This is a genomic window from Flaviaestuariibacter flavus, from assembly GCF_004337505.1.
Lineage (GTDB): Bacteria > Bacteroidota > Bacteroidia > Chitinophagales > Chitinophagaceae > Flavisolibacter > Flavisolibacter flavus.
In genome coordinates, this window is record NZ_SJZI01000002.1 from 287,015 (window position 1) to 305,312 (window position 18,298).

At 57.2% G+C, this 18,298-nt stretch carries 16 protein-coding genes; 7 read left to right on the plus strand and 9 right to left on the minus strand.

Features of this window, described 5'->3' with window-relative positions:
• Positions 1–26 precede the first annotated feature (26 nt).
• From EPD60_RS01920 to EPD60_RS01930, 3 genes are read left to right on the plus strand one after another with little or no spacing between them, the layout of a single operon-like run.
• The gene (locus tag EPD60_RS01920) at positions 27–1,919 is read left to right on the plus strand and encodes a PKD domain-containing protein (protein ID WP_131446290.1); all 1,893 of its coding nucleotides are present in this window, start codon (positions 27–29) and stop codon (positions 1,917–1,919) included.
• A gap of 21 nt (positions 1,920–1,940) precedes the next feature.
• Entirely contained in the window at positions 1,941–2,675 is a 735-nt protein-coding gene (locus EPD60_RS01925) for a YqjF family protein (RefSeq protein WP_131446292.1), read from the plus strand.
• Between the two features lie 9 nt (positions 2,676–2,684).
• Positions 2,685–3,677: a YpdA family putative bacillithiol disulfide reductase gene (locus EPD60_RS01930; RefSeq protein WP_131446294.1), complete on the plus strand. Its 993-nt coding sequence runs from the start codon at positions 2,685–2,687 to the stop codon at positions 3,675–3,677.
• Between the two features lie 43 nt (positions 3,678–3,720).
• Here EPD60_RS01930 and EPD60_RS01935 read toward each other — a convergent pair whose 3' ends face one another.
• From EPD60_RS01935 to dnaG, 4 genes are all read right to left on the minus strand, one after another.
• Positions 3,721–4,251: a YceI family protein gene (locus EPD60_RS01935; RefSeq protein WP_131446296.1), complete on the minus strand. Its 531-nt coding sequence runs from the start codon at positions 4,249–4,251 to the stop codon at positions 3,721–3,723.
• Positions 4,252–4,333: 82 nt separating this feature from the next.
• Positions 4,334–4,540, minus strand: coding sequence for a hypothetical protein (locus tag EPD60_RS01940; RefSeq protein WP_131446298.1), 207 nt, complete (start codon positions 4,538–4,540; stop codon positions 4,334–4,336).
• 72 nt (positions 4,541–4,612) lie between these two features.
• Positions 4,613–5,086, minus strand: coding sequence for a hypothetical protein (locus EPD60_RS01945; protein WP_207896518.1), 474 nt, complete (start codon positions 5,084–5,086; stop codon positions 4,613–4,615).
• 59 nt (positions 5,087–5,145) lie between these two features.
• Entirely contained in the window at positions 5,146–7,167 is a 2,022-nt protein-coding gene (gene dnaG, locus EPD60_RS01950; RefSeq protein WP_131446300.1) for a DNA primase, read from the minus strand.
• A 208-nt stretch (positions 7,168–7,375) separates the two neighbouring features.
• Between dnaG and EPD60_RS01955 the strand changes: the two genes are divergently transcribed.
• From EPD60_RS01955 to EPD60_RS01965, 3 genes are all read left to right on the plus strand, one after another.
• A complete protein-coding gene (locus EPD60_RS01955) occupies positions 7,376–7,753 on the plus strand; it encodes a hypothetical protein (RefSeq protein ID WP_131446302.1) in 378 nt (125 codons plus the stop codon).
• A gap of 82 nt (positions 7,754–7,835) precedes the next feature.
• Positions 7,836–9,971: an elongation factor G gene (locus EPD60_RS01960; RefSeq protein WP_131446304.1), complete on the plus strand. Its 2,136-nt coding sequence runs from the start codon at positions 7,836–7,838 to the stop codon at positions 9,969–9,971.
• Between the two features lie 140 nt (positions 9,972–10,111).
• Entirely contained in the window at positions 10,112–10,363 is a 252-nt protein-coding gene (locus EPD60_RS01965; protein WP_131446306.1) for a hypothetical protein, read from the plus strand.
• A gap of 168 nt (positions 10,364–10,531) precedes the next feature.
• Here EPD60_RS01965 and EPD60_RS01970 read toward each other — a convergent pair whose 3' ends face one another.
• A complete protein-coding gene (locus EPD60_RS01970) occupies positions 10,532–11,662 on the minus strand; it encodes a cellulase family glycosylhydrolase (protein WP_165871370.1) in 1,131 nt (376 codons plus the stop codon).
• Positions 11,663–11,890: 228 nt separating this feature from the next.
• On the opposite strand from EPD60_RS01970, the gene galK reads away from it, so the two are divergent.
• Positions 11,891–13,054, plus strand: a complete 1,164-nt coding sequence (galK, locus tag EPD60_RS01975) for a galactokinase (protein ID WP_131446310.1) — start codon at positions 11,891–11,893, stop codon at positions 13,052–13,054.
• 46 nt (positions 13,055–13,100) lie between these two features.
• On the opposite strand, the gene EPD60_RS01980 is transcribed toward galK, so the two are convergent.
• The 4 genes from EPD60_RS01980 to EPD60_RS01995 form a co-directional block, all read right to left on the minus strand.
• The gene (locus EPD60_RS01980) at positions 13,101–14,177 is read right to left on the minus strand and encodes an aldose epimerase family protein (protein ID WP_131446312.1); all 1,077 of its coding nucleotides are present in this window, start codon (positions 14,175–14,177) and stop codon (positions 13,101–13,103) included.
• Positions 14,178–14,187: 10 nt separating this feature from the next.
• Positions 14,188–16,368: a sugar nucleotide-binding protein gene (locus EPD60_RS01985; RefSeq protein ID WP_131446314.1), complete on the minus strand. Its 2,181-nt coding sequence runs from the start codon at positions 16,366–16,368 to the stop codon at positions 14,188–14,190.
• A 52-nt stretch (positions 16,369–16,420) separates the two neighbouring features.
• On the minus strand, positions 16,421–17,620 hold the full coding sequence (locus tag EPD60_RS01990) for a glycosyltransferase family 1 protein (RefSeq protein ID WP_131446316.1): 1,200 nt from the start codon (positions 17,618–17,620) through the stop codon (positions 16,421–16,423).
• Positions 17,621–17,805: 185 nt separating this feature from the next.
• Entirely contained in the window at positions 17,806–18,273 is a 468-nt protein-coding gene (locus EPD60_RS01995) for a hypothetical protein (RefSeq protein ID WP_131446318.1), read from the minus strand.
• Between the last annotated feature and the right edge of the window lie 25 nt (positions 18,274–18,298).

Sequence of the window (18,298 nt, forward strand, 5' to 3'; positions counted from 1 at the left end):
ACTACCTTTGCGATCTCTTTCCCCTCATGAAACGCTGCGTCCTGCTTGCCTTTAAAGGCCTTTTGCCCCTTGTTTTGCTGCTCCTTTGCCAGGTGGCGGCACTGGCGCAATGCACTACCGTGGTGAGCACCTTTCCTTATTCGGAAGATTTCGAATCCAATAACGGCGGCTGGGTGCCCGGCGGCACCGGCTCCGACTGGGATTGGGGAACGCCGGCCAAAAGGGTTATCACCGGCGCCGGCAGCGGCGCCCGCTGCTGGATAACCGCCGGGCTTCTTTACAGCGGTTACAGCAACGGGCAGAACTCTTGGTTGCTCAGCCCCTGCTTTGATTTTACTGGTATCACGAATCCTTCGATCCGCTTCAAGGTTTTTTGGGAAACCGAAAGAAAGTATGATGGCGGCACGCTCGAGTATTCCACCGACGGAGGCAACAGCTGGCACGTGGTGGGCTCGGCGGCAGACGCTACCACCTGCCCCGGCAGCAACTGGTTTCGAACGGCCAATGTTACCGCCTTGCGCACCGATGGCTGGGCGGGCAACGTACAACCCACGGCTCCCTGCACTGGCGGCGCCGGCGAAGGCAGCGGGGGCTGGGTTACCGCCAGCCATGCGCTCGACGGACTAGGCGGACGCGCCAATGTGCGGCTGCGCTTCCGCTTCGCGGCGGGCAACCAATGCAATAACTACGACGGCTTTGCCATCGACGATATCTGGATCGGGCAGATGCCCGCGGCTGCCAATGCTGCGTTTACGTTCAGCTGCAGCACGTCGCGCACGGCGTCGTTTCAGCCCATTTCCGCCACCTGTGGCAATAGCTATACCTGGGACTTCGGAGATCCCGCAACCGGTGCATCCAATACGTCGACAATCATAAACCCGACACATACGTTCAGCAATAGCGGCACCTACAACGTTACACTGACGGTGCGGGCAAGCGACGGCTCTACGGCGAGCACCACGCAGGTTTTGCGTAACATCGAAGTGGCACCGGAACTTATCCGGCCGGTCACCTGCAAGGGCGGGCGCGATGCGGAGATGACCGTCCGTGTGTCGCCGGCGGGTACTTACCAGTACAGCTGGTCTACCACGCCTGTGCAGACAACGGCGACGGCCACGGGCCTTTCAGCCGGCAGCTATACGGTCGACATTACAGCTCCGGATGCCTGTGCGAACCGCACATCCGTGACCATCGTCGATCCGCCGCCGGTGACGCACACCCAAACGATCCGCGACGCACGCTGCAATGGCGCAAACGGCGGCGCATCAATCACCGCCAGCGGCGGCACCTACCCGTATTCCTTCAACTGGACACCTGCGGTAAGCACCGACTCGGCTTCCAACTCGCTGGCGGCAGGTGCCTACACCGTCGCTATCCGCGATGATCGTGGCTGCACCGACACCGCGCGGTTTCGCATCGCTACAGTTAACGATTTCACTGTTTCCATCGGCGCGGACACCGTGCTTTGCGTGGGAGAAACGCTGCGGCTCTACCCGGGATCTTATAGCAGCTATACCTGGCAGAACGGCAGCACCGACACTTCCTTTCTCGTAAGTGAAAGCGGTAATTATTCCGTTCGGGTAACCGATGCGTTTGGCTGTTCGGGCAGCGCCGCCATGAATGTTACGATGGATTGCTCCGACGTATTTTTCCCGGATGCTTTCTCGCCGAACGGTGATGGCCGCAACGATGCCTTCGGTCCGCTTGGCAACCGCGGCGCACTGACGGGCTACCGGCTGCAGGTGTATGGCCGCTGGGGGCAACTTGTATTCAGCTCCACCAACCCCTTCGAAAAATGGGATGCGCGCAATGTATCCGGCGGCAATGGCAGCCAGGTGTTTGTCTGGGTAGCGCAGTATGGACTGGTGCGGCAGCCTGGTGTTGTTACGCGCAAAGGCACAGTGCTGCTGGTGCGTTAGGCAGCGCGCTAACTTTGTAAGATGCCTGCAGCCCCCGTATTCCTGACCGCCGAATGGCGCAACCTGCTCATGGCGAATTATGCCGTCGATCCGAAGTTGCTGCTCCCCTATCTCCCCTGCCGTACCGAGCTCGATACCTACGACGGCACCTGCTATGCAAGCCTGGTTGGTTTTCTTTTCGACCAGACACGGGTGCGTGGCATCGCCATTCCCGGGCACCGGCGCTTTGAAGAGGTAAACCTGCGCTTTTATGTCCGCTTCCGCGAAGACGATGAATGGAAGCGCGGGGTAGTATTTCTCAGGGAGATCGTACCGCGGCGGGCCATCTGCTGGGTTGCCAACGGGCTTTACCGCGAAAACTATGTTTACCACCCGATGCGACATTCATGGAAGCAGGAAGCGGATCGCATTTCGGTAAGCTACGAGTGGCACGTGGGCGGCGACTGGAATTACCTCCGGGCAAACGCCGAGGCGGTCGGCGAGGTGGCTGCGGAAGATTCCCCGGAGGCATTCATCACCGAGCATTACTGGGGCTATACCACGATCAGTGACAGGTGTACCGGCACCTACAAAGTGGAGCATCCGCGCTGGCGGGTTCACCGGGTGCACGATTACAGCATCCGTTGCGATGTGGCGCGCCTTTACGGAGCGGCCTTTGCGGAGCCGCTTGCAGCGGAGCCGCGTTCGGTTTTCCTTGCCGATGGTTCCCCGGTGTCGGTGCTGAAGGGCGAACGCCTGTATCTGGCAAAGGGCTAATTTGCCCGGGTGAAGGATTGCAATTACCCGCTGGTGATCGTCGGGGCTGGGCCGATCGGCATCGCCTGTGCGCTTGAGGCACAACGCAACGGAGTTCCCTATGTAGTGCTCGAGAAAGGAACGCTGGTCAATTCCATCTACCACTACCCGGTCAATATGACCTTTTTCTCAACCTCGGAGCGGCTCGAGATCGGAGGAATTCCTTTTGTAACCAACCAGCCAAAGCCAAAGCGGGCCGACGCGCTTGAATATTACCGGCGTGTAGCCCAGGACCGGCAGGTGAACCTGCATCTTTTTGAAGAAGTAACGGACCTGCGCCGTGATGGCGATGGGTATGAAGTGGTTACGGGCAAAGGCAGCTACGGTGCGCGTTTCGTGATCCTCGCCACCGGCTTTTACGACATTCCCTTTCGTCTTGATGTACCGGGTGAAGACCTTCCCAAGGTGAAGCACTACTACGACGACCCGCATTTTTATGCCTTTCAGAAAGTGGTGGTGGTCGGTGCACAAAACTCGGCGGTTGACGCCGCGCTTGAATGCTGGCGCAAGGGTGCGTCGGTGACAATGGTGGTGCGCGGAGCGGAAATCGGTCAGCGGGTGAAATACTGGGTTCGTCCGGACATCATCAACCGGATCGCGGAAGGATCGATAAAAGCGTATTTCAATTCATCAATAACCGGGATAACCCCGGATACCGTAGAAATACAATCGCCCGACGGACCGGTTATTTTGGAAAACGATTGGGTGCTGGCGCTGACCGGCTACCAGCCAAACCTCCCCTTTCTGAGAAAGCTCGGGATCGCTGTGGGCAGCGAACCGGTGTGCCAGCCGCACATCAATGAGGAAACGCACGAAACCAACCTGCCCGGGATTTACCTGGCGGGTGTTATCTGCGGTGGAATGAACACCCACCGGCTTTTTATTGAGAATTCCCGGGAGCATGCGGTCCGCATACTTGCCGATATAAGGAATAAAATGGAAAAAGCAAAAAGTCAGATGTAAGACCTCATTTCTGAGATCTTACACCTGACATCCGAGATAAAATTTATGCTTGCTTGACGAGCTGGATCTCGCAAAGGAGACGGATATCATCGCTCACGACTACCTGGCCGGCTTCTGTGGCGGCATTCCAGGTAAGCCCGAATTCCTTGCGGCTGATTTTACCGGAAACCGTAAAGCCTGCTTTGGTCTGGCCGTAGGGATCAACGACGATGCCGCCGAACTCCACATCGACCGTAACCGGCTTGGTTATACCACGGATGGTGAGATCACCGTGCAGCTTGGCGTTGTCGCCGCTTTTTTCATACTTGTTTCCAACAAACGTGATCTGGCCGTGCTCGTCCGCATGGAAGAAATCGGCCGACTTCAGGTGCGTATCGCGTTGCTGGTTGTTGGTGTCGATCGAATCCACATCGGCTTTAAAACGGATCGCAGAAGCCGTCGTGAAGTCGTCGCTTTCAGTGACCACTTCTACATCAAAACTCTTGAAATAACCGGTCACCGTAGTGATCATCAGGTGACGAACTTTGAATTGCACCTCGCTGTGGGTAGGGTCCAGTTTCCAGGTAATTGCCATAAAAAGGTTTTAGTGGTAAACAATCAATGTTACAACATCGAAGATAATACAAGAATGCATTCGAAAAAAATTCTTTTACCGATCAGCTTCTTTCTCCCTTGTTGTCTTTGGTACTGGTATTGCGATGTGCATCCTGGTCGCGCTCCCGGCCCATCGGCTGCGATGGCTGGCTGCCGGTCTGCTTTCCATGATTCATTTTACCGGCTTCGCGCGGTAGGCCCTGGCCGCTCTGGTTGCTGGCGCCGGCACCCGATGTGCCTTTCTTGTTATTGTCTCCTCTTCCTGACATAAAAATAGTTTCCGGTGTGGCATCATGAATTGTGCCACAGGGCGACGGCTGCGCTACCAAAAAACTACCACATCAGAGCACCAGCTCGGCGTTCGGGTGCTTCGGCTCCCGTTTTTTTTGCAGCAGGCGTAGCACCAACCCGGCCGCAAGGCCGCCAAGTGTGTAAATGCCGATCGTCATCAACGCAGTGGCTGCCGTGCGCATGCTGTGCTGCTCGTTGAGGCCGAGGGGCTGCGGCAGCAGCACGCCCCCGATACCGGCGGCAATCCCGAGAATCGTGCCGCGCACCACCGGGTGCTTTGCCTTCACACCCCCCAGGCTATAGTAGAGCGCATTTGTAAGGAGGTCGCCGGCCATGGTGATCCAGAAAAGCCGGGCTGTCCCCGGCTGGTTTGGGTGGCCCTTTGCCAGCAGCTTCCGGATGGCTTCCATTCCCAGGAGGTCCATCCGCGGCGCCTTCGGCACGGTACGGCGCAGTGTTTCATGTGTGGCCGTCAGCAGGGCCGAACCCGCAAGTCCGCCCAGCAAAGCATCGGTTGTGCGCATTTGTTTTTTTGAAAAAGGGGTGAAAATCGGGCCAGAGTCGGAAATGTCGATTCCCGCACTTAGCGTATGATCACCGTCCCGAGCTTCTCCGTAAGCTCGCGCTCCATTTCCTTAAGCGCCTTGTGGGTCAGCAGGAGTGTCATTTGCTGCTCGGGCGAAGCCTTCTCGAGGTCGGCATGGTTCTGCAGCATCAGCTTGCGGACCTTGCGGAGCTTGAGGTAATTCACCGCCGACTCCACTTCCTCGTTGGTCGTGTCTTTCTGCGTCAGCAGGTAATTACCAAGCTCGTCGGAATTTTCACGGTCGATCGTTTTCTGAAAAGTGTTCCAGTCAAGCTGGAACAGCTTGGTTTGGTAACCGGCCGATTGTGCCTGTTCCGATTTCCAGTAACGGCTTTCCTCATGCGGGAAATGCAGGAGCGAAACGGCAAAGGCTGCCAGCTCGGCATCGGGATGGTAGATATACAGGTTCTTGTCCGGAACGCGGTGCTGGCCCAGCAGGTTGCGGTAGTCATGAATGAGACGCAGTACCGTGCCGCTTTCAAACAGCTCTTCTTCCGGCAGCTCCGACAGGATGATCTCGGCGAAGGTGCGGCCATCAACGTTCTTATGCCCGTGCTCCAGCAACACGCGCGCCACCTCGCGCTCCTGCAGCTCGTCGCGGAACAGCAGCTGGAACGTATTGTCGTCGAAGGAAGGTTCCGGGCCCTGCGCCTGCTCGGCCAGGGTTTGTGCTTCCTCGAAGGGCACCTTCTGCTCCTGCTTGGCAATACGATCGCGGATGAACTTATTTACCAGGTTGGTAAATCCGGCCTCGTCAATCTTCAGCAGCTGCGCGCATTGACGGATATAGTCCTGTTGCTTGGTAAAGTCTTCCGCTTTGTCAATCCTGGCGATGGTTTCGGCCACGCGGTTCACGACCTGCGCCTTGCGTGCCGAATCGTCACCAGCGTCGCGCATCGACACTTCCACCTGGAACAGCACCACGTCCTTCCGGTTGTGCGCAATGAAATTCCGGAACTCCACGGCGCCGACCTTTTGCACATAACTGTCCGGGTCCTCGCCGTCGGGGATCAGCACCAGCTTTACGTTGAGGCCTTCTTCTAGCGCCATGTCGAGGCCGCGCAGTGCGGCCTTGATGCCGGCGCCGTCGCCGTCGTAAATGATGGTGAGGTTCTTCGTGAATTTCTTTACGAGTCGTAATTGCTCGGTGGTGAGCGAAGTACCGCCGGACGCCACTACGTTTTCAACACCCGCCTGGTGCAGCGAGAGTACATCCGTATAACCTTCCACAAGCAGGCATTCATCGAACTTGTCAACCGCCTGCCGCGCGAAGTACATCCCGTATAGAATGCGGCTCTTTACATAGAGCTCGTTTTCGGGTGTGTTGATGTATTTCGGGGCCTTGTCGTTCTTCTTGATCAGGCGCGCGCCGAAGCCAATCACGCGGCCGCTCGGGTTGTGGACCGGGAAGATGATCCGGTCGCGGTAATTATCTACCCAATCGTTGTTGCGGAATGCGATGAGACCCGCTTTCTGCGTCAGTTCGCGGTTGTATTTCTGCTTAAACGCAGCCGATGCAAAAATGTCGCGTTTGTCGGGGTTATAGCCGATGCCAAACTTACGCAGCGTTTCCTCGGTGAAGCCACGCTGCTGCAGGTACGAAAGCCCGATATCTTTTCCCTCTTCTGTTTCGAAAAGCTGCTGCTCAAAAAACTTCTGGGCAAAGGTGTTGATGATGTGCAGGCTCTCGGCGGTCTGTTGCTGCTCCCGCACCTCCTGCGATACCGCCGTCTCCTGCACCTCGATATTGTAGCGGGCGGCCAGCCAGCGCAGCGCCTCCACGTAGGAAAACTTCTCGTGCTCCATCACGAAGGAGATCGAGTTGCCGCTCTTGCCGCATCCAAAACATTTGTAAATGCCTTTAGATGGCGACACCGTGAAAGAAGGCGTGCGCTCGTTATGAAACGGACAAAGCCCGAGGTAATTGGCTCCCCTCCTTTTGAGGCGTACGAAATTCCCCACGATGTCGAGCACATCCACGCGGTCCTGTATCGCCTGTATCGTTTGTTGGGTAATCATGGGGAGCGCAAAGATAACCGCTCCCGGGCAGTTCCGGGGAACCAAAGCGGCGGGCCACTACGGCTGTGCTTAGAAAAATATAAGAAAATGTTTTTTGATAAACTAATTCTTTGTTTGGCCGGGCAGTTGGTAAATTTAGAATACCATCCTGATTGCACCGGTGAGGAACAAGAAGACGCATTTTTTAACCCTTCAAAATACCCCTCTCATGGTTCAGACCGATCTCGCACAACTCACTTCTGAAACAGCCGAATGGCGGCAGATTCTCCGCAACTACCGCGACGAATTCCAGGAATGCAAAAAGTTACTCCAGGATTCGGCTAAGGACACCGTTAAAGAACAGCTCGTAGACCTGGAGCATTTCGATAACCAGTTTCACATTCAGTTAATAAACATCCACGATCTCAAACAGGAGATCAAGCAGCACGAACGCCGGATCGGCTTTGAGCGCAACGGCGGCGGGCAACTTTCCAATGATACCTATTCGCAGCACGAACGCCTGCTTGACGCCTTTCTGACCCTGGAGAACGGCTTGCAGCAGCTCCGTTCCGACTTCCGCGATTTTGTGAACGCTACCAACTGTTAGGTAGCGTTTTTTTTCGGCCGTACCCACTCCCGACCATCGTGCCGGGGCACTTGCATTCATACGCTCAACTAAAAAATGCTATATGGCTGAATTTGATACCGCCCATGTCCGGAACATCGTTCTGCTGGGCCATGCCGGCGCCGGGAAAACCACGCTGGCAGAATGCATGCTTTTTGAAGCCGGATTAACGAGCCGCCGCGGTTCCGTCGCCGAAGGCAATACGGTCGGCGACTTCCACGAGCTCGAACACGAGCGCGGCAACTCCATCTTCTCAAAATTGATGCATACACGATGGCGCGGGTATAAGATCAATATCCTCGATACACCGGGCTACGACGACTTTGTTGGTGAAGTGCTATCCGCCCTGCGTGTAGCCGATACGGGTGTGATGCTGCTCAACGCGGTTGGTGGCGTGGAAGTGGGAACGGATGTCATCTGGCAGTACACGGAGCGTTTTCGCACGCCGATGCTGTTCGCGGTCAATAAGCTCGATCACGACAAGGCCGACTTCGACCGCACCGTGCAGGAAGCGCGCGAGCATTTCGGTCGGCGGGTGGTGATGGTGCAATATCCCTTGCAGACCGGCGCGGGCTTTCATGAGATCGTGGATGTGCTCCATATGACGCTGTATAAGTTTCGTGATACCGGCGGGAAACCCGAAAAGCTACCGATTCCGGAAGGCGATAGAACCCGCGCCGAAGCCCTGCACCGCGAGCTGGTGGAAGCGATTGCGGCAGTTGATGAAACGCTGATGGAACACTACTTCGACAAGGGCGAGCTCGAAGAGGACGAACTGAAGGCAGGTCTGCGTGCGGCCATGATCGCGCATGAGCTCTTCCCGCTCTTTTGCCTGAGCGCCGAGCGCAATATGGGGTCGGGACGCATCATGGGCTTCATTGATAATGTTTGCCCGAGCGCCTGCGAATTGCCCGCACCGGTGTCGAAATCGGGTGAGAAAGTCGAATGCAGCGCCGAAGCGCCTCCCTGCGTTTTTATTTACAAAACAGTATCCGAAGCACACGTAGGCGACCTTTCCTTTTTTAAAGTATTTAGCGGCACGATCCGCCAGGGCATGGACCTCGTGAACGAATCGAACGGGGTTGTGGAGAAGCTGGGCCAGCTGTTCCTGATGGAGGGCAACAAGCGGATACCGGTGCAGGAGCTTGTCGCCGGCGACATCGGTGCGACCCTCAAGCTGCGCAACACCCACGTCAACAATACGCTTCATGCCCGCGGGAAGAATTACGAGCTGCTTCCCATCGAATTCCCCGCACCCAATATGACGGTGGCCATCGAAGCGGTTAAAAAGGGCGAGGAAGAAAAGCTGGCCAGCGCGCTGCACCAGCTCCGCGAGGAAGATCCCACCCTGATCGTGGAGGTGTCGCCAGAGCTGCACCAGACGCTGCTGCATTGCCAGGGCGATATGCACCTCGCGGTGGCCCGGTGGAAGATCGAGCACGGTCAAAAGCTCGAGGTTCGCTTCGACCGGCCGCGCATCCCCTACCGCGAAACGATCCGCTCGTCCGCGGAAGCGCTTTATCGCCATAAGAAGCAGTCGGGCGGCGCGGGACAATTTGCCGAGGTACAACTGCGAATCGAGCCGTGGTACGAGGGAATGCCCGACCCGGCAGGCCTCAACGTCCGTGGCCGCGAAGTGCTTGAGCTTCCATGGGGCGGGCAGCTGGCTTTTTACAACTGCATTGTAGGTGGAGCTATCGATGCGCGCTTTCTTCCGTCGATTCTCAAAGGTGTCATGGAAAAAATGCAGGAGGGACCGCTGACGGGCTCCCACGTGCGCGATGTGCGCGTGTCGGTTTTTGACGGGAAAATGCACCCGGTGGACTCAAACGATATCTCTTTCAAGATCGCGGGAATGATGGCTTTCCGCCAGGCTTTTCCGGAAGCGGCTCCGCAGGTGCTCGAACCGGTGCAGCAGGTAGAAGTACTGTGCCCCGATGACCTTACCGGAGCCGTAATGGGTGAGCTCCAAAGCCGTCGGGGCGTGGTGGAGGGCATCGACAGCGAAGGAAGTTTCCGCAAGATCAACGCACGCGTGCCGCTGGCGGAGCTGCACGATTTTTCGTCAGCCCTGCGGTCCATTACACAGGGACGGGCAAAGTTCAGTATGCACTTTGCGGACTATCAGCCGATGAGTTTTGAACTGCAGAAGCGGCTGACCGAAGCTTACCGCCACCATGAAATGGAAGCTCTGGCGTAGAAAACGGGCCACTCACCGCGAAAATCCGGTGGTTGAGCGCTGATATTGACGGTTGAGGCTATTAAAGGATCGATTTATAGATGACCCGGTTTAACTTGTTCCGAACAAGCGAATCCAATCATTAAATAAATCTTCTACCTATGCATGCCTACTTCCGTAACCACCAGCTGTACCTGGCCGAAAAATCCGCCTGGCTTGAGCGCCAGACGCAGAAGTCCAGCAAGCGGGCGCTGATGAAGATCGAGAGCCTCCGGCTGATCTCGCAGGCCGGCGAGGATGTCGAGCAGATCCGCCTCGTGGAAAAGCTGGTTAAAGACTCACTGCTGACGCTCGTACCGGCCCAGAGCATCCTCCACCGCGAGGGCTTCTATAAATTCAACCTCCGCAACTAAGGATCATATTCCGCCAAATAACGAGGCAGCCGGAATGGCTGCCTTTTTTGCGCGCGGAAAACGCGGAACCCACGGAAAAATATTATCGCGACACTCCACGGTTCCGGCATGCCCGAAAAGAAAAACCCCGACGCTACCGTCGGGGTTTTTTATAGGTCCAATCAATCATCAGGCTATAGCGGAAAGCACAACCTTCTTCGCATCCTTACGGGCTTCGGCGATAAAGCCGCGCAGGAAGTCGACTTCCTCCTGGCGATAGGCTTCGCCATTGGCGCGGAAGATGTCGTGGAACCACAGCTCGGGCTCCTGCTCGTAGGGCGTCTGCCAGCTGTCCCAGGGGCAGTGTGTCTGCGACTTACCGGCAACAAAGCCCCAGTTATACGCGCCGACACCGTGCTCCCGGAAGAGGGGCAGGATCTCCTGGAAGGTGTTGCCAAAGGGGCGGGCCATATACTCCGTGCAGAACATCGGGCGGCCGAAGCGGCTCAGCTGCTCGAGACGGTTTTTCATCCCCTCTTTATTGGCGTAGCAATGGAAGGAGATCACGTCGGAGTGAGTAAACATGTAGTTATCCAGCACCGAAGCGGTGCTTTCGGAAGCCCAGTTCTCCGACTCCTGCCACGGAGCCATCGTAATGGGCTGGTCGGGGCCGATGCCGCGTACCCAGCGGATCGTTTTTTTCAGCAGCTCCAGCGACAGTTCGGCTTTGTGCTTTACATAGTAGTCGTCCTTGTACGAAGCGAGGTTCATGTTGTCGGGCTCATTGTAGAGGTCCCAGATCACCACGCGGTCGTCGTGCTTGAAATGGTTCACTACGCCGTGCACATACTCGTACAGGTCGTCGTAACGGTCGGGGTTGTTAAGCACCTCAAAGCCGGGGCACTGCACCCAGCCCGAGTTGTGCACGTTGTGTTTGGGGGCGCGCTGCTTTCCGAGCCTGGGGTTCGGGTCCCATACGGCATCGAAAAGCACCAGCATGGCGCGGATGCCGTGTTTTTTGGCAATGGAAAGGAAGAGGTCGATCCGCTCCAGGAAGCCTTTGCTGTCCTGCTCCCACAGCAGGTGGTGCAGAAATACCCGCACGGTGTTGAAGCCGAGCGAGGCAGCCCAGCCGAGCTCCTTGTCGATGAGGAAGGGGTCGAAGGTCTCGGCCTGCCACATTTCGAGCTGGTTGATGGCATTATGGGGAACAAAGTTGCAGCCGACCAGCCAACCGGTCTTGCGCTGCCATTCGGCGGCTTTTTCGACGGTCCAGCGGTAGCTCATTTCAGGGTCCTGATCCGGGTGGGGGTGGTTCAATACAATAGGTTGCATGGCTGTAAAGGGTCAGTTCTTTTTGTTGTAGTTGAGACGACAAAATAACTTCAAAGGGCTGCGGCAGGATTGTTGAAATCGGGTTAAACCGGCCGAATCATCGACGAAAAAAGGAATTTTCAAGACGGGCCTCCGGGCCCGGTTTTTTAGCGTAACGGGATCAGCTGCAATACAGTAGCTTGCGACCCGGGAACCGAATAAAAAGACCTACAGATGAACGTTAATTCCACCGCGGAAAAAGTGGCCAAAGCCTACCAGGAACAGTGGGGTGCTCCTACCCTCGTCGCCCGCTCGCCGGGCCGTGTCAACATTATTGGCGAGCATACCGATTACAACGAGGGCTTCGTGCTTCCCGCTGCAATCGACAAGGCGGTATATGTTGCGCTCGGACGGCGCGGTGACGACCGGATCGAGCTGCAGGCGCTGGAGTTCGGTGACCATTTTTCCACGACGCTGGATACCATTGCTCCGCGCCCGGGGCAGTGGACCAATTATATCCTCGGCGTGGTGGCGCAGTTTCACAAGCGCGGCCATCGCCTCGGCGGGTTCAACCTGGTGGTTGATGGCGAGGTGCCCTTCGGCGCAGGACTTTCTTCCTCCGCAGCCGTGGAATGCGCCACCGCCTTCGCGCTCAACGAACTCTTCGGAGCCAACGTACCGCGCGAAGAGCTCATCTATATCGCCCAAAAGGCAGAACATGAATATGCCGGCGTGCTGTGCGGCATCATGGACCAGTTTGCCTCCATGTTCGGAAAGGCCGGCAACGCGGTGCGTCTCGACTGCCGCAGTATGGATTATGAATACGTGCCCCTGCATATGGAAGGCTATAAATTGCTGCTGCTGAACACCAACGTCAAGCATTCGCTGGCATCCTCCGAATACAACACCCGGCGGATGCAATGCGAGGCGGGCATTGCGCTGGTTCAGAAGAAGTATCCCGGCGTAAAGAGCCTCCGCGACGTTACCGTGGAGCAGCTCAACGAATGCGTGCGGGAAAATGATGAGCTGGTATTCCGCCGCTGCAAATACGTGGTGGAGGAAAACGAGCGGCTGCTGGCCGGCTGCGAGGATCTGAAACGCGGCGACCTGACCGAACTTGGAATGAAAATGTACCGCACCCACCGCGGGCTGAGCGAGGAATACGAGGTGAGTTGCCCCGAGCTAGATTTCCTGGTAAATGCCGTGCGGGAAAAAGACGCTGTTCTTGGCGCCCGGATGATGGGCGGGGGCTTTGGTGGCTGCACCATCAATATTGTCCGCGAAGATGCAATCGACTCCCTGGTGAGCGAGCTGGCACCTCGGTATAAGGAGGCCACCGGTCTCGAGTTGACGCCGATCGTGGTCACTGTTGGTGACGGCTCTTCGATCGTTTCCTGAGTAAAAGACGAATAGAAATTGTAATACCTGGCTTTCGACGCCGGTCTTATGGAGCGGTTAGAAAGGCATGGTCCGTCCGACTGCGAAACACCTCGCCCGGCCACAGTACCACCGACGGAAACTCGGGCTTATTGGGCGAATCGGGAAAGTGCTGGGTTTCGAGGCAAAAAGCGGAGCGGCGTTCGTCGCTGAGGCCGTATTTTAGCCGGTGCAGCGCCTGGAGGTAATTGCCGGTATATAGCTGGATGCCGGGCTCCGTGGTGTACACCGCCATCCGGATACCGCTCTCGTCGCCGGTAGCCACGGCGGCAAGCTTGCGTTCATCGCCGCTGTCGATGAGCACGAAATTATGATCATAGCCGGCGCCGTAAACCAGCTGCGGGTGATCGGCGTCGACGCGCTCCCCGATGCGGGTGGGCTTGCTGAAGTCGAAGGGCGTATTGGTAACGAAGGCAAAGTCGCCCGTGGGTATCAGGAATTCATCTACCGGTGTAAAATGCCCGGCGTTGATAAAGAGCTCATGGTTCATGGCGCTGCCGCTCCCCTGCCCGTTGAGGTTCCAGTAGGCATGATTGCAAACGTTGAGCACCGTAGGTGCGTCGCAGGTCGCTTCAAATTCAAAAGAAACCTCGTTCGTATCGCTGATCGAGTAGCGGACCGTCAGCTGCAGGTTACCGGGGTATCTCTCGTCGCCGTCCGGGCTCAGCAAGCGGAGCTCCAGCTCCTGGTCGGTTGTCCGCAAAACATCCCATACCTGGGCGCTGAAACCAACGATGCCACCGTGCAGGTGGTTCGGCGCATTGTTGATGGCCAGCGTATACTCTTTTTCGTCGAGGCTGAAGCGGCCCCGAGCAATACGGTTGGCATAACGGCCCACGATGGCGCCCTGATAGTCCTTGTCGCGGATATAGTCGTCGATGTTATCGAAGCCCACCACCACGTCGCGCAACTTACCGTCGCGGTCGGGCACAAACAGGGCCACCAGCCGGGCGCCGTAATTGGTGATGGCCGCCGTGAACCTGCCATTGGTGATCCAGTAGAGCCCGGTATCCTTTCCGGCAATATTTTTTTGAAAAGCGGCGTCCGATAAAGCTTTCCTGGGGTCGTCATGCGTCAGGGCCATGCATTCGTTTTTAGGGGTATACCAATTCCTCGCTGGCGGTCTTCTCTGCAAAGTAACGATTCAGCGCGTTGCCCGTGTCAGGAAGGAGTAAGGCTTTTTCAGAACCCAGCACGCTGTTGTGCGGGCGCCGGGCGGGCCAGCCCATTTCCTTCGCAGGAAAAACGTCCAGAAGGTCCCCGTCGAGGCAACAAGCCTCCGCAACTTTCCGGGCAAGGTCCGCCCACGTGTAGCGGCCCGGGTTGGCCAGATGCCAGATGCCCTTTTCCCGGTCCACGAGCAGGTCGAGCGCCTGGTGCACGAGGTCGGGCACATAGGTGGGGGAAATATGCAGGTCGCCTGCCACCGGGATGCGGATGCCGGCGCCAAGGCGCTCCTCTACCCAATGCACGAAATTGTACCGGTCCCAGGGGCTGAAAAAGGCGCTGGTGCGCACCATTAGCGCCTCGGGCATTCGCTCGAGCATGTCGCGCTCGGCAAGCGCCTTGCTTTCGCCATAAACATTAAGCGGGTTAACCCGGTCGCTTTCAACATAGGCGCCGTCTTTTCCCCCATCAAATACGAGATCCGAAGAAAAGCTCAGGAGCCGGATGCCCCGGTCATCGCAGGCGGCAGCCAGCAACGCCGGCCCGATGTGGTTTTCAAGCAGGCAACGTTCGGCATCCGCTTCGGCATCATCTACCCGAACATATCCCGCGGCGTTGATCACCGCCCAGGGCTGGTAGCGCTCCAATGCCGCCGCGATAGACGCCGCGCTGGTGATATCGCAGTCTTCCCTTCCGGCTACGATCGTCGGCAGCGCCCTGTCGTAGCATACCCGAGCAAAAGCTCTTCCAAGCGTGCCGCGCTTGCCGATGATCAGGATCGGCCGGCCTACGAAGGCGGGCTCCCCGCAGCGCTCTTCGTCGCCGCTTTTGTCCACATAGCGCGTGTCGCGGAGCCACCACCCGGGAGCGGCAGCGATGTGCTCGTCCTGCGGACTATCGCCGACTGAGCGGATATAACGTGCCAGCGCCGTTGGCCGGGGCTTTCCGCTTCTAAGGTCAAAGGCGCCGGGTTCATAGTCGAAGGAAGGGCCGGTGAGCACGCGGTTCCAACCGTAAGAGCCGAGGAGCGCCCATGCCGTCACGGCGTGAATGCCGACTCCCTCGGCGCGCAGCTGTTGGCAGGATTCCAGGATATAGCGGAACCAGCGCAGCTGTTCCTCCCGGTGACAATGAAGGTGTACTTCCGTGAGGGCCATGGGGGCCCCGTAACGTCGCCAGGCCTCGCGCAGCAACACTGCGGCACCGGTCGGCTCTGATACCGGCACCCGGGCTGCCTCGGTATCCACGTAGCGCTGCCGCCCGTTGCCTCCGGGCAGGAGGTGTGGATAGCGTTCCAGCCGTTCATCGATGAAGCGCTCGGAAGTGACGTAGTAATTGAAGCCGAAAACGTCGGGCGGACAGGGATTCTCCAGGAAAAAGCGCAGGTCTTCCTCCCCTGCCCGGTGCTCCAGGAAATAATTCCAAAGGGGGTGTTGCTCGTCAACCCGTCCGCAGAGCAGGTCATACGTGAGCCAGCGCCGCTCGTTTTCGAAGCGCGCCTGGTACCGCAGCAGCGGCGTGCTGTAGGTTTTTCCCAGGTCTTCCGTCTGAACAAGGCGTGCTGCGGGGTTCACCTCCCGGATCGCCGCCATGGCCAGTACGGTGCCTTTTAGCTGGTGCAGGAGGCAGCGCAGGAAGCTTTCATCACTTGCATGATGTGGATACCAGAACCCATAGAGCCCGCTGAAACGCGCGGTGGTGAGCGGCTCGTTTACCGGTGTGTAATGGCTGACCCAGGGATAACGCTCCGCCACCCGCCGGGCGTAGGTCGCCAGCAGGTGCGGGAAGTCAGGATCAAGCAGGCCCGTAAACGAGGGGCCGCTGCCATGGTGTACCAGGGTTGCGATGATGTCGATGCCACGGCTCCGGTAATAGTTCAGCTGCCCGTCTGTAAAGGACCAGTCACCGGCCACACCTTTTGTGGGTTCGTGCCGCTCCCATAATACCGGGAAACGCAGCTTGCTGATGCCGAGGTCTGCTATTGACTCACTTGCCGGTTGTGCATAAACGTTACCCAGTGCAAACTGGTCGAAATACTCGTCGCATACGCGGTTGATCGTACACTCCATGCCGCCCCATACAGCCAAACCAGGTGTCTCCTCTGCCATGCAAAATATGTTCGTAAAAGAAAGCCCGGCGCAAGGAGGCCGGGCGCCGCGATCAGATCGATTCGGTAGACACGTAACTGGTACCCGACGCCGTCGGGGTGCTGTGCGTCTTCCGGGCTTTGATCCGGTTTTCGATGTGTTGTGTCATCTCGCTCCAGGTGCGGTCCCAGGAGTTGCCGGCCAGGAATGCATCTACCTGCTTCAGCCAGGACTCGCGGTCGGCGGATGCCAGGATCTCGTCACCGCAGCGGATGAATTCTTCCGCGGTGCCGGCGATGTGCACGAGCTTGTTGTCACCGTAGGGCGACACCACATCTCGTATCGGTGTAGAGATCACCGGCTTGCCTGCGGCGAGGTATTCGGGGGTTTTTGTGGGGCTGATATAACGCGTGGATTCGTTTTGTGCGAAAGGGATCACGGCTACATCCCAGCCCGCCAGGTAATGCGGGAGTTCCTTGTAATCTTTGCCGCCGAGGTAGTGGATATTGTTATTGCGCGGCAGCGTGGCCGGGTCGATCTTCACTACGGGGCCGATCAGCACAAACTGCCAGTCGGGACGCTGTGTAGCGGCTTCGGCGATCATATCGATGTCGAAGCGCTCGTCGATTACCCCGTAAAAGCCGAAACGCGGGTGCGGGATGCCGGCCTGGTCGGCCGTGTCGGCACTGATGCTGCGCGCCCGGGCGAAATGCTCGCGGTCGATGCTGCTGGGGAAAGGATAGATATGGGCATGGGTATGCTGCTTGGCTTCGTAGATGCTGTAACCTCCTGTAAATACAACATCGGCGCGCTTCAGGAGCCGCTGCTCATTGTCTTTGAGGGCGGGCGGGGCAAACTTAAAGGCAGAAAGCTCGTCCATGCAATCATACACCGTAACGGTGGGCTCCAGGTGGTCGCTGAAAGGCAGCGCCATCGGTGTGTAATACCAGCAGAAATACTGGTTGATCTCCATAACCGAAATCAGGTCGTTGAGCAGCTCGCGCTGGCTTTGAAGCACGGCTTGCTCGGAAAGCCCGTGTTGGAGGTGCGGTACGATGATATAAACGTTATTGGCCGACTCGCTGATCTGGAGGCGATTGGCGCCGTCATGAAAGATCGGTTCTTCCACGAAAAACACCCGCGTGTGTTGCGCGAAGCGACTGAGCAGGTGTTGCGGCCGCTGGTAAACAAAGTTCCAACGCAGATGCGAAAAGCAGATGAGGTCAATATTGCTGATATGTGGCCAGGCGGCAGTTGGAGTGTTTGTAATCATGTCTTTATATGTACTATTAGTGTGCCACCGTATGCACCCCGGTAAATACAAAACCAGCGGGCTTCGGCCGCCTGCCGCTGTGGATTTTTTTCCGCTACCCCCCACTCAGGGATGAGCCGGCTGATTAATCCACAATGAAAAAGCCCCCTGTTCGGGGGCTCTCAAAAATGCTTTCTAATTAATAATCAGGCAGTAACAACTTTACGCTTCCGGGTCGGCTTGGCGACAACCTCGTCTACAATCGCCACTTCCTCGATCACCGAAAGGGTTTCGGCTTTCCGGAAATTGACAGCGTTCCATACGTGGTCGAGCGTCACTTGCTCCGAGCTCTCGTAACCGGCTGCTACCAGCTTGTTCCAGCTGCTTTCGCGGTTGAGGTCCGTAGCGATCTTGGAGGTGCTCTTTGGGTGGGCTACCCAAAGACGGGTTTCTTCCTTTACAGCCGGCATAATATCCTGGAGGATATTATTGAGCTGTGTTTCATTCACGACGAAAATCAGTGCAAAATCAAGTTTCCGCGAGCGGAGCAGCGGAGTGAGATTCTTGGCAAAGGAAACTTTGGCAAATTGCTTTTCGATGGAAGACGGAAGGCCCTGGATCAAGATCGTCTTTTCGTTCTTTAACTGTAACTTTTCTACAATTGTTTGGGACATAATTGTTTTCCGTTTTGTGAACAAG

What these genes read in the sequence shown, in the direction of transcription:
- dnaG (WP_131446300.1), bottom strand. Translation starts at nt 7,167, where the DNA reads ATGATTACCCAACAAACGATACAGGCGATACAGGACCGCGTGGATGTG.
- EPD60_RS01955 (WP_131446302.1), top strand. Translation starts at nt 7,376, where the DNA reads ATGGTTCAGACCGATCTCGCACAACTCACTTCTGAAACAGCCGAATGG.
- EPD60_RS01925 (WP_131446292.1), top strand. Translation starts at nt 1,941, where the DNA reads ATGCCTGCAGCCCCCGTATTCCTGACCGCCGAATGGCGCAACCTGCTC.
- EPD60_RS01985 (WP_131446314.1), bottom strand. Translation starts at nt 16,368, where the DNA reads ATGGCAGAGGAGACACCTGGTTTGGCTGTATGGGGCGGCATGGAGTGT.
- EPD60_RS01990 (WP_131446316.1), bottom strand. Translation starts at nt 17,620, where the DNA reads ATGATTACAAACACTCCAACTGCCGCCTGGCCACATATCAGCAATATT.
- galK (WP_131446310.1), top strand. Translation starts at nt 11,891, where the DNA reads ATGAACGTTAATTCCACCGCGGAAAAAGTGGCCAAAGCCTACCAGGAA.
- EPD60_RS01935 (WP_131446296.1), bottom strand. Translation starts at nt 4,251, where the DNA reads ATGGCAATTACCTGGAAACTGGACCCTACCCACAGCGAGGTGCAATTC.
- EPD60_RS01920 (WP_131446290.1), top strand. Translation starts at nt 27, where the DNA reads ATGAAACGCTGCGTCCTGCTTGCCTTTAAAGGCCTTTTGCCCCTTGTT.
- EPD60_RS01980 (WP_131446312.1), bottom strand. Translation starts at nt 14,177, where the DNA reads ATGGCCCTGACGCATGACGACCCCAGGAAAGCTTTATCGGACGCCGCT.
- EPD60_RS01960 (WP_131446304.1), top strand. Translation starts at nt 7,836, where the DNA reads ATGGCTGAATTTGATACCGCCCATGTCCGGAACATCGTTCTGCTGGGC.
- EPD60_RS01995 (WP_131446318.1), bottom strand. Translation starts at nt 18,273, where the DNA reads ATGTCCCAAACAATTGTAGAAAAGTTACAGTTAAAGAACGAAAAGACG.
- EPD60_RS01940 (WP_131446298.1), bottom strand. Translation starts at nt 4,540, where the DNA reads ATGTCAGGAAGAGGAGACAATAACAAGAAAGGCACATCGGGTGCCGGC.
- EPD60_RS01945 (WP_207896518.1), bottom strand. Translation starts at nt 5,086, where the DNA reads ATGCGCACAACCGATGCTTTGCTGGGCGGACTTGCGGGTTCGGCCCTG.
- EPD60_RS01965 (WP_131446306.1), top strand. Translation starts at nt 10,112, where the DNA reads ATGCATGCCTACTTCCGTAACCACCAGCTGTACCTGGCCGAAAAATCC.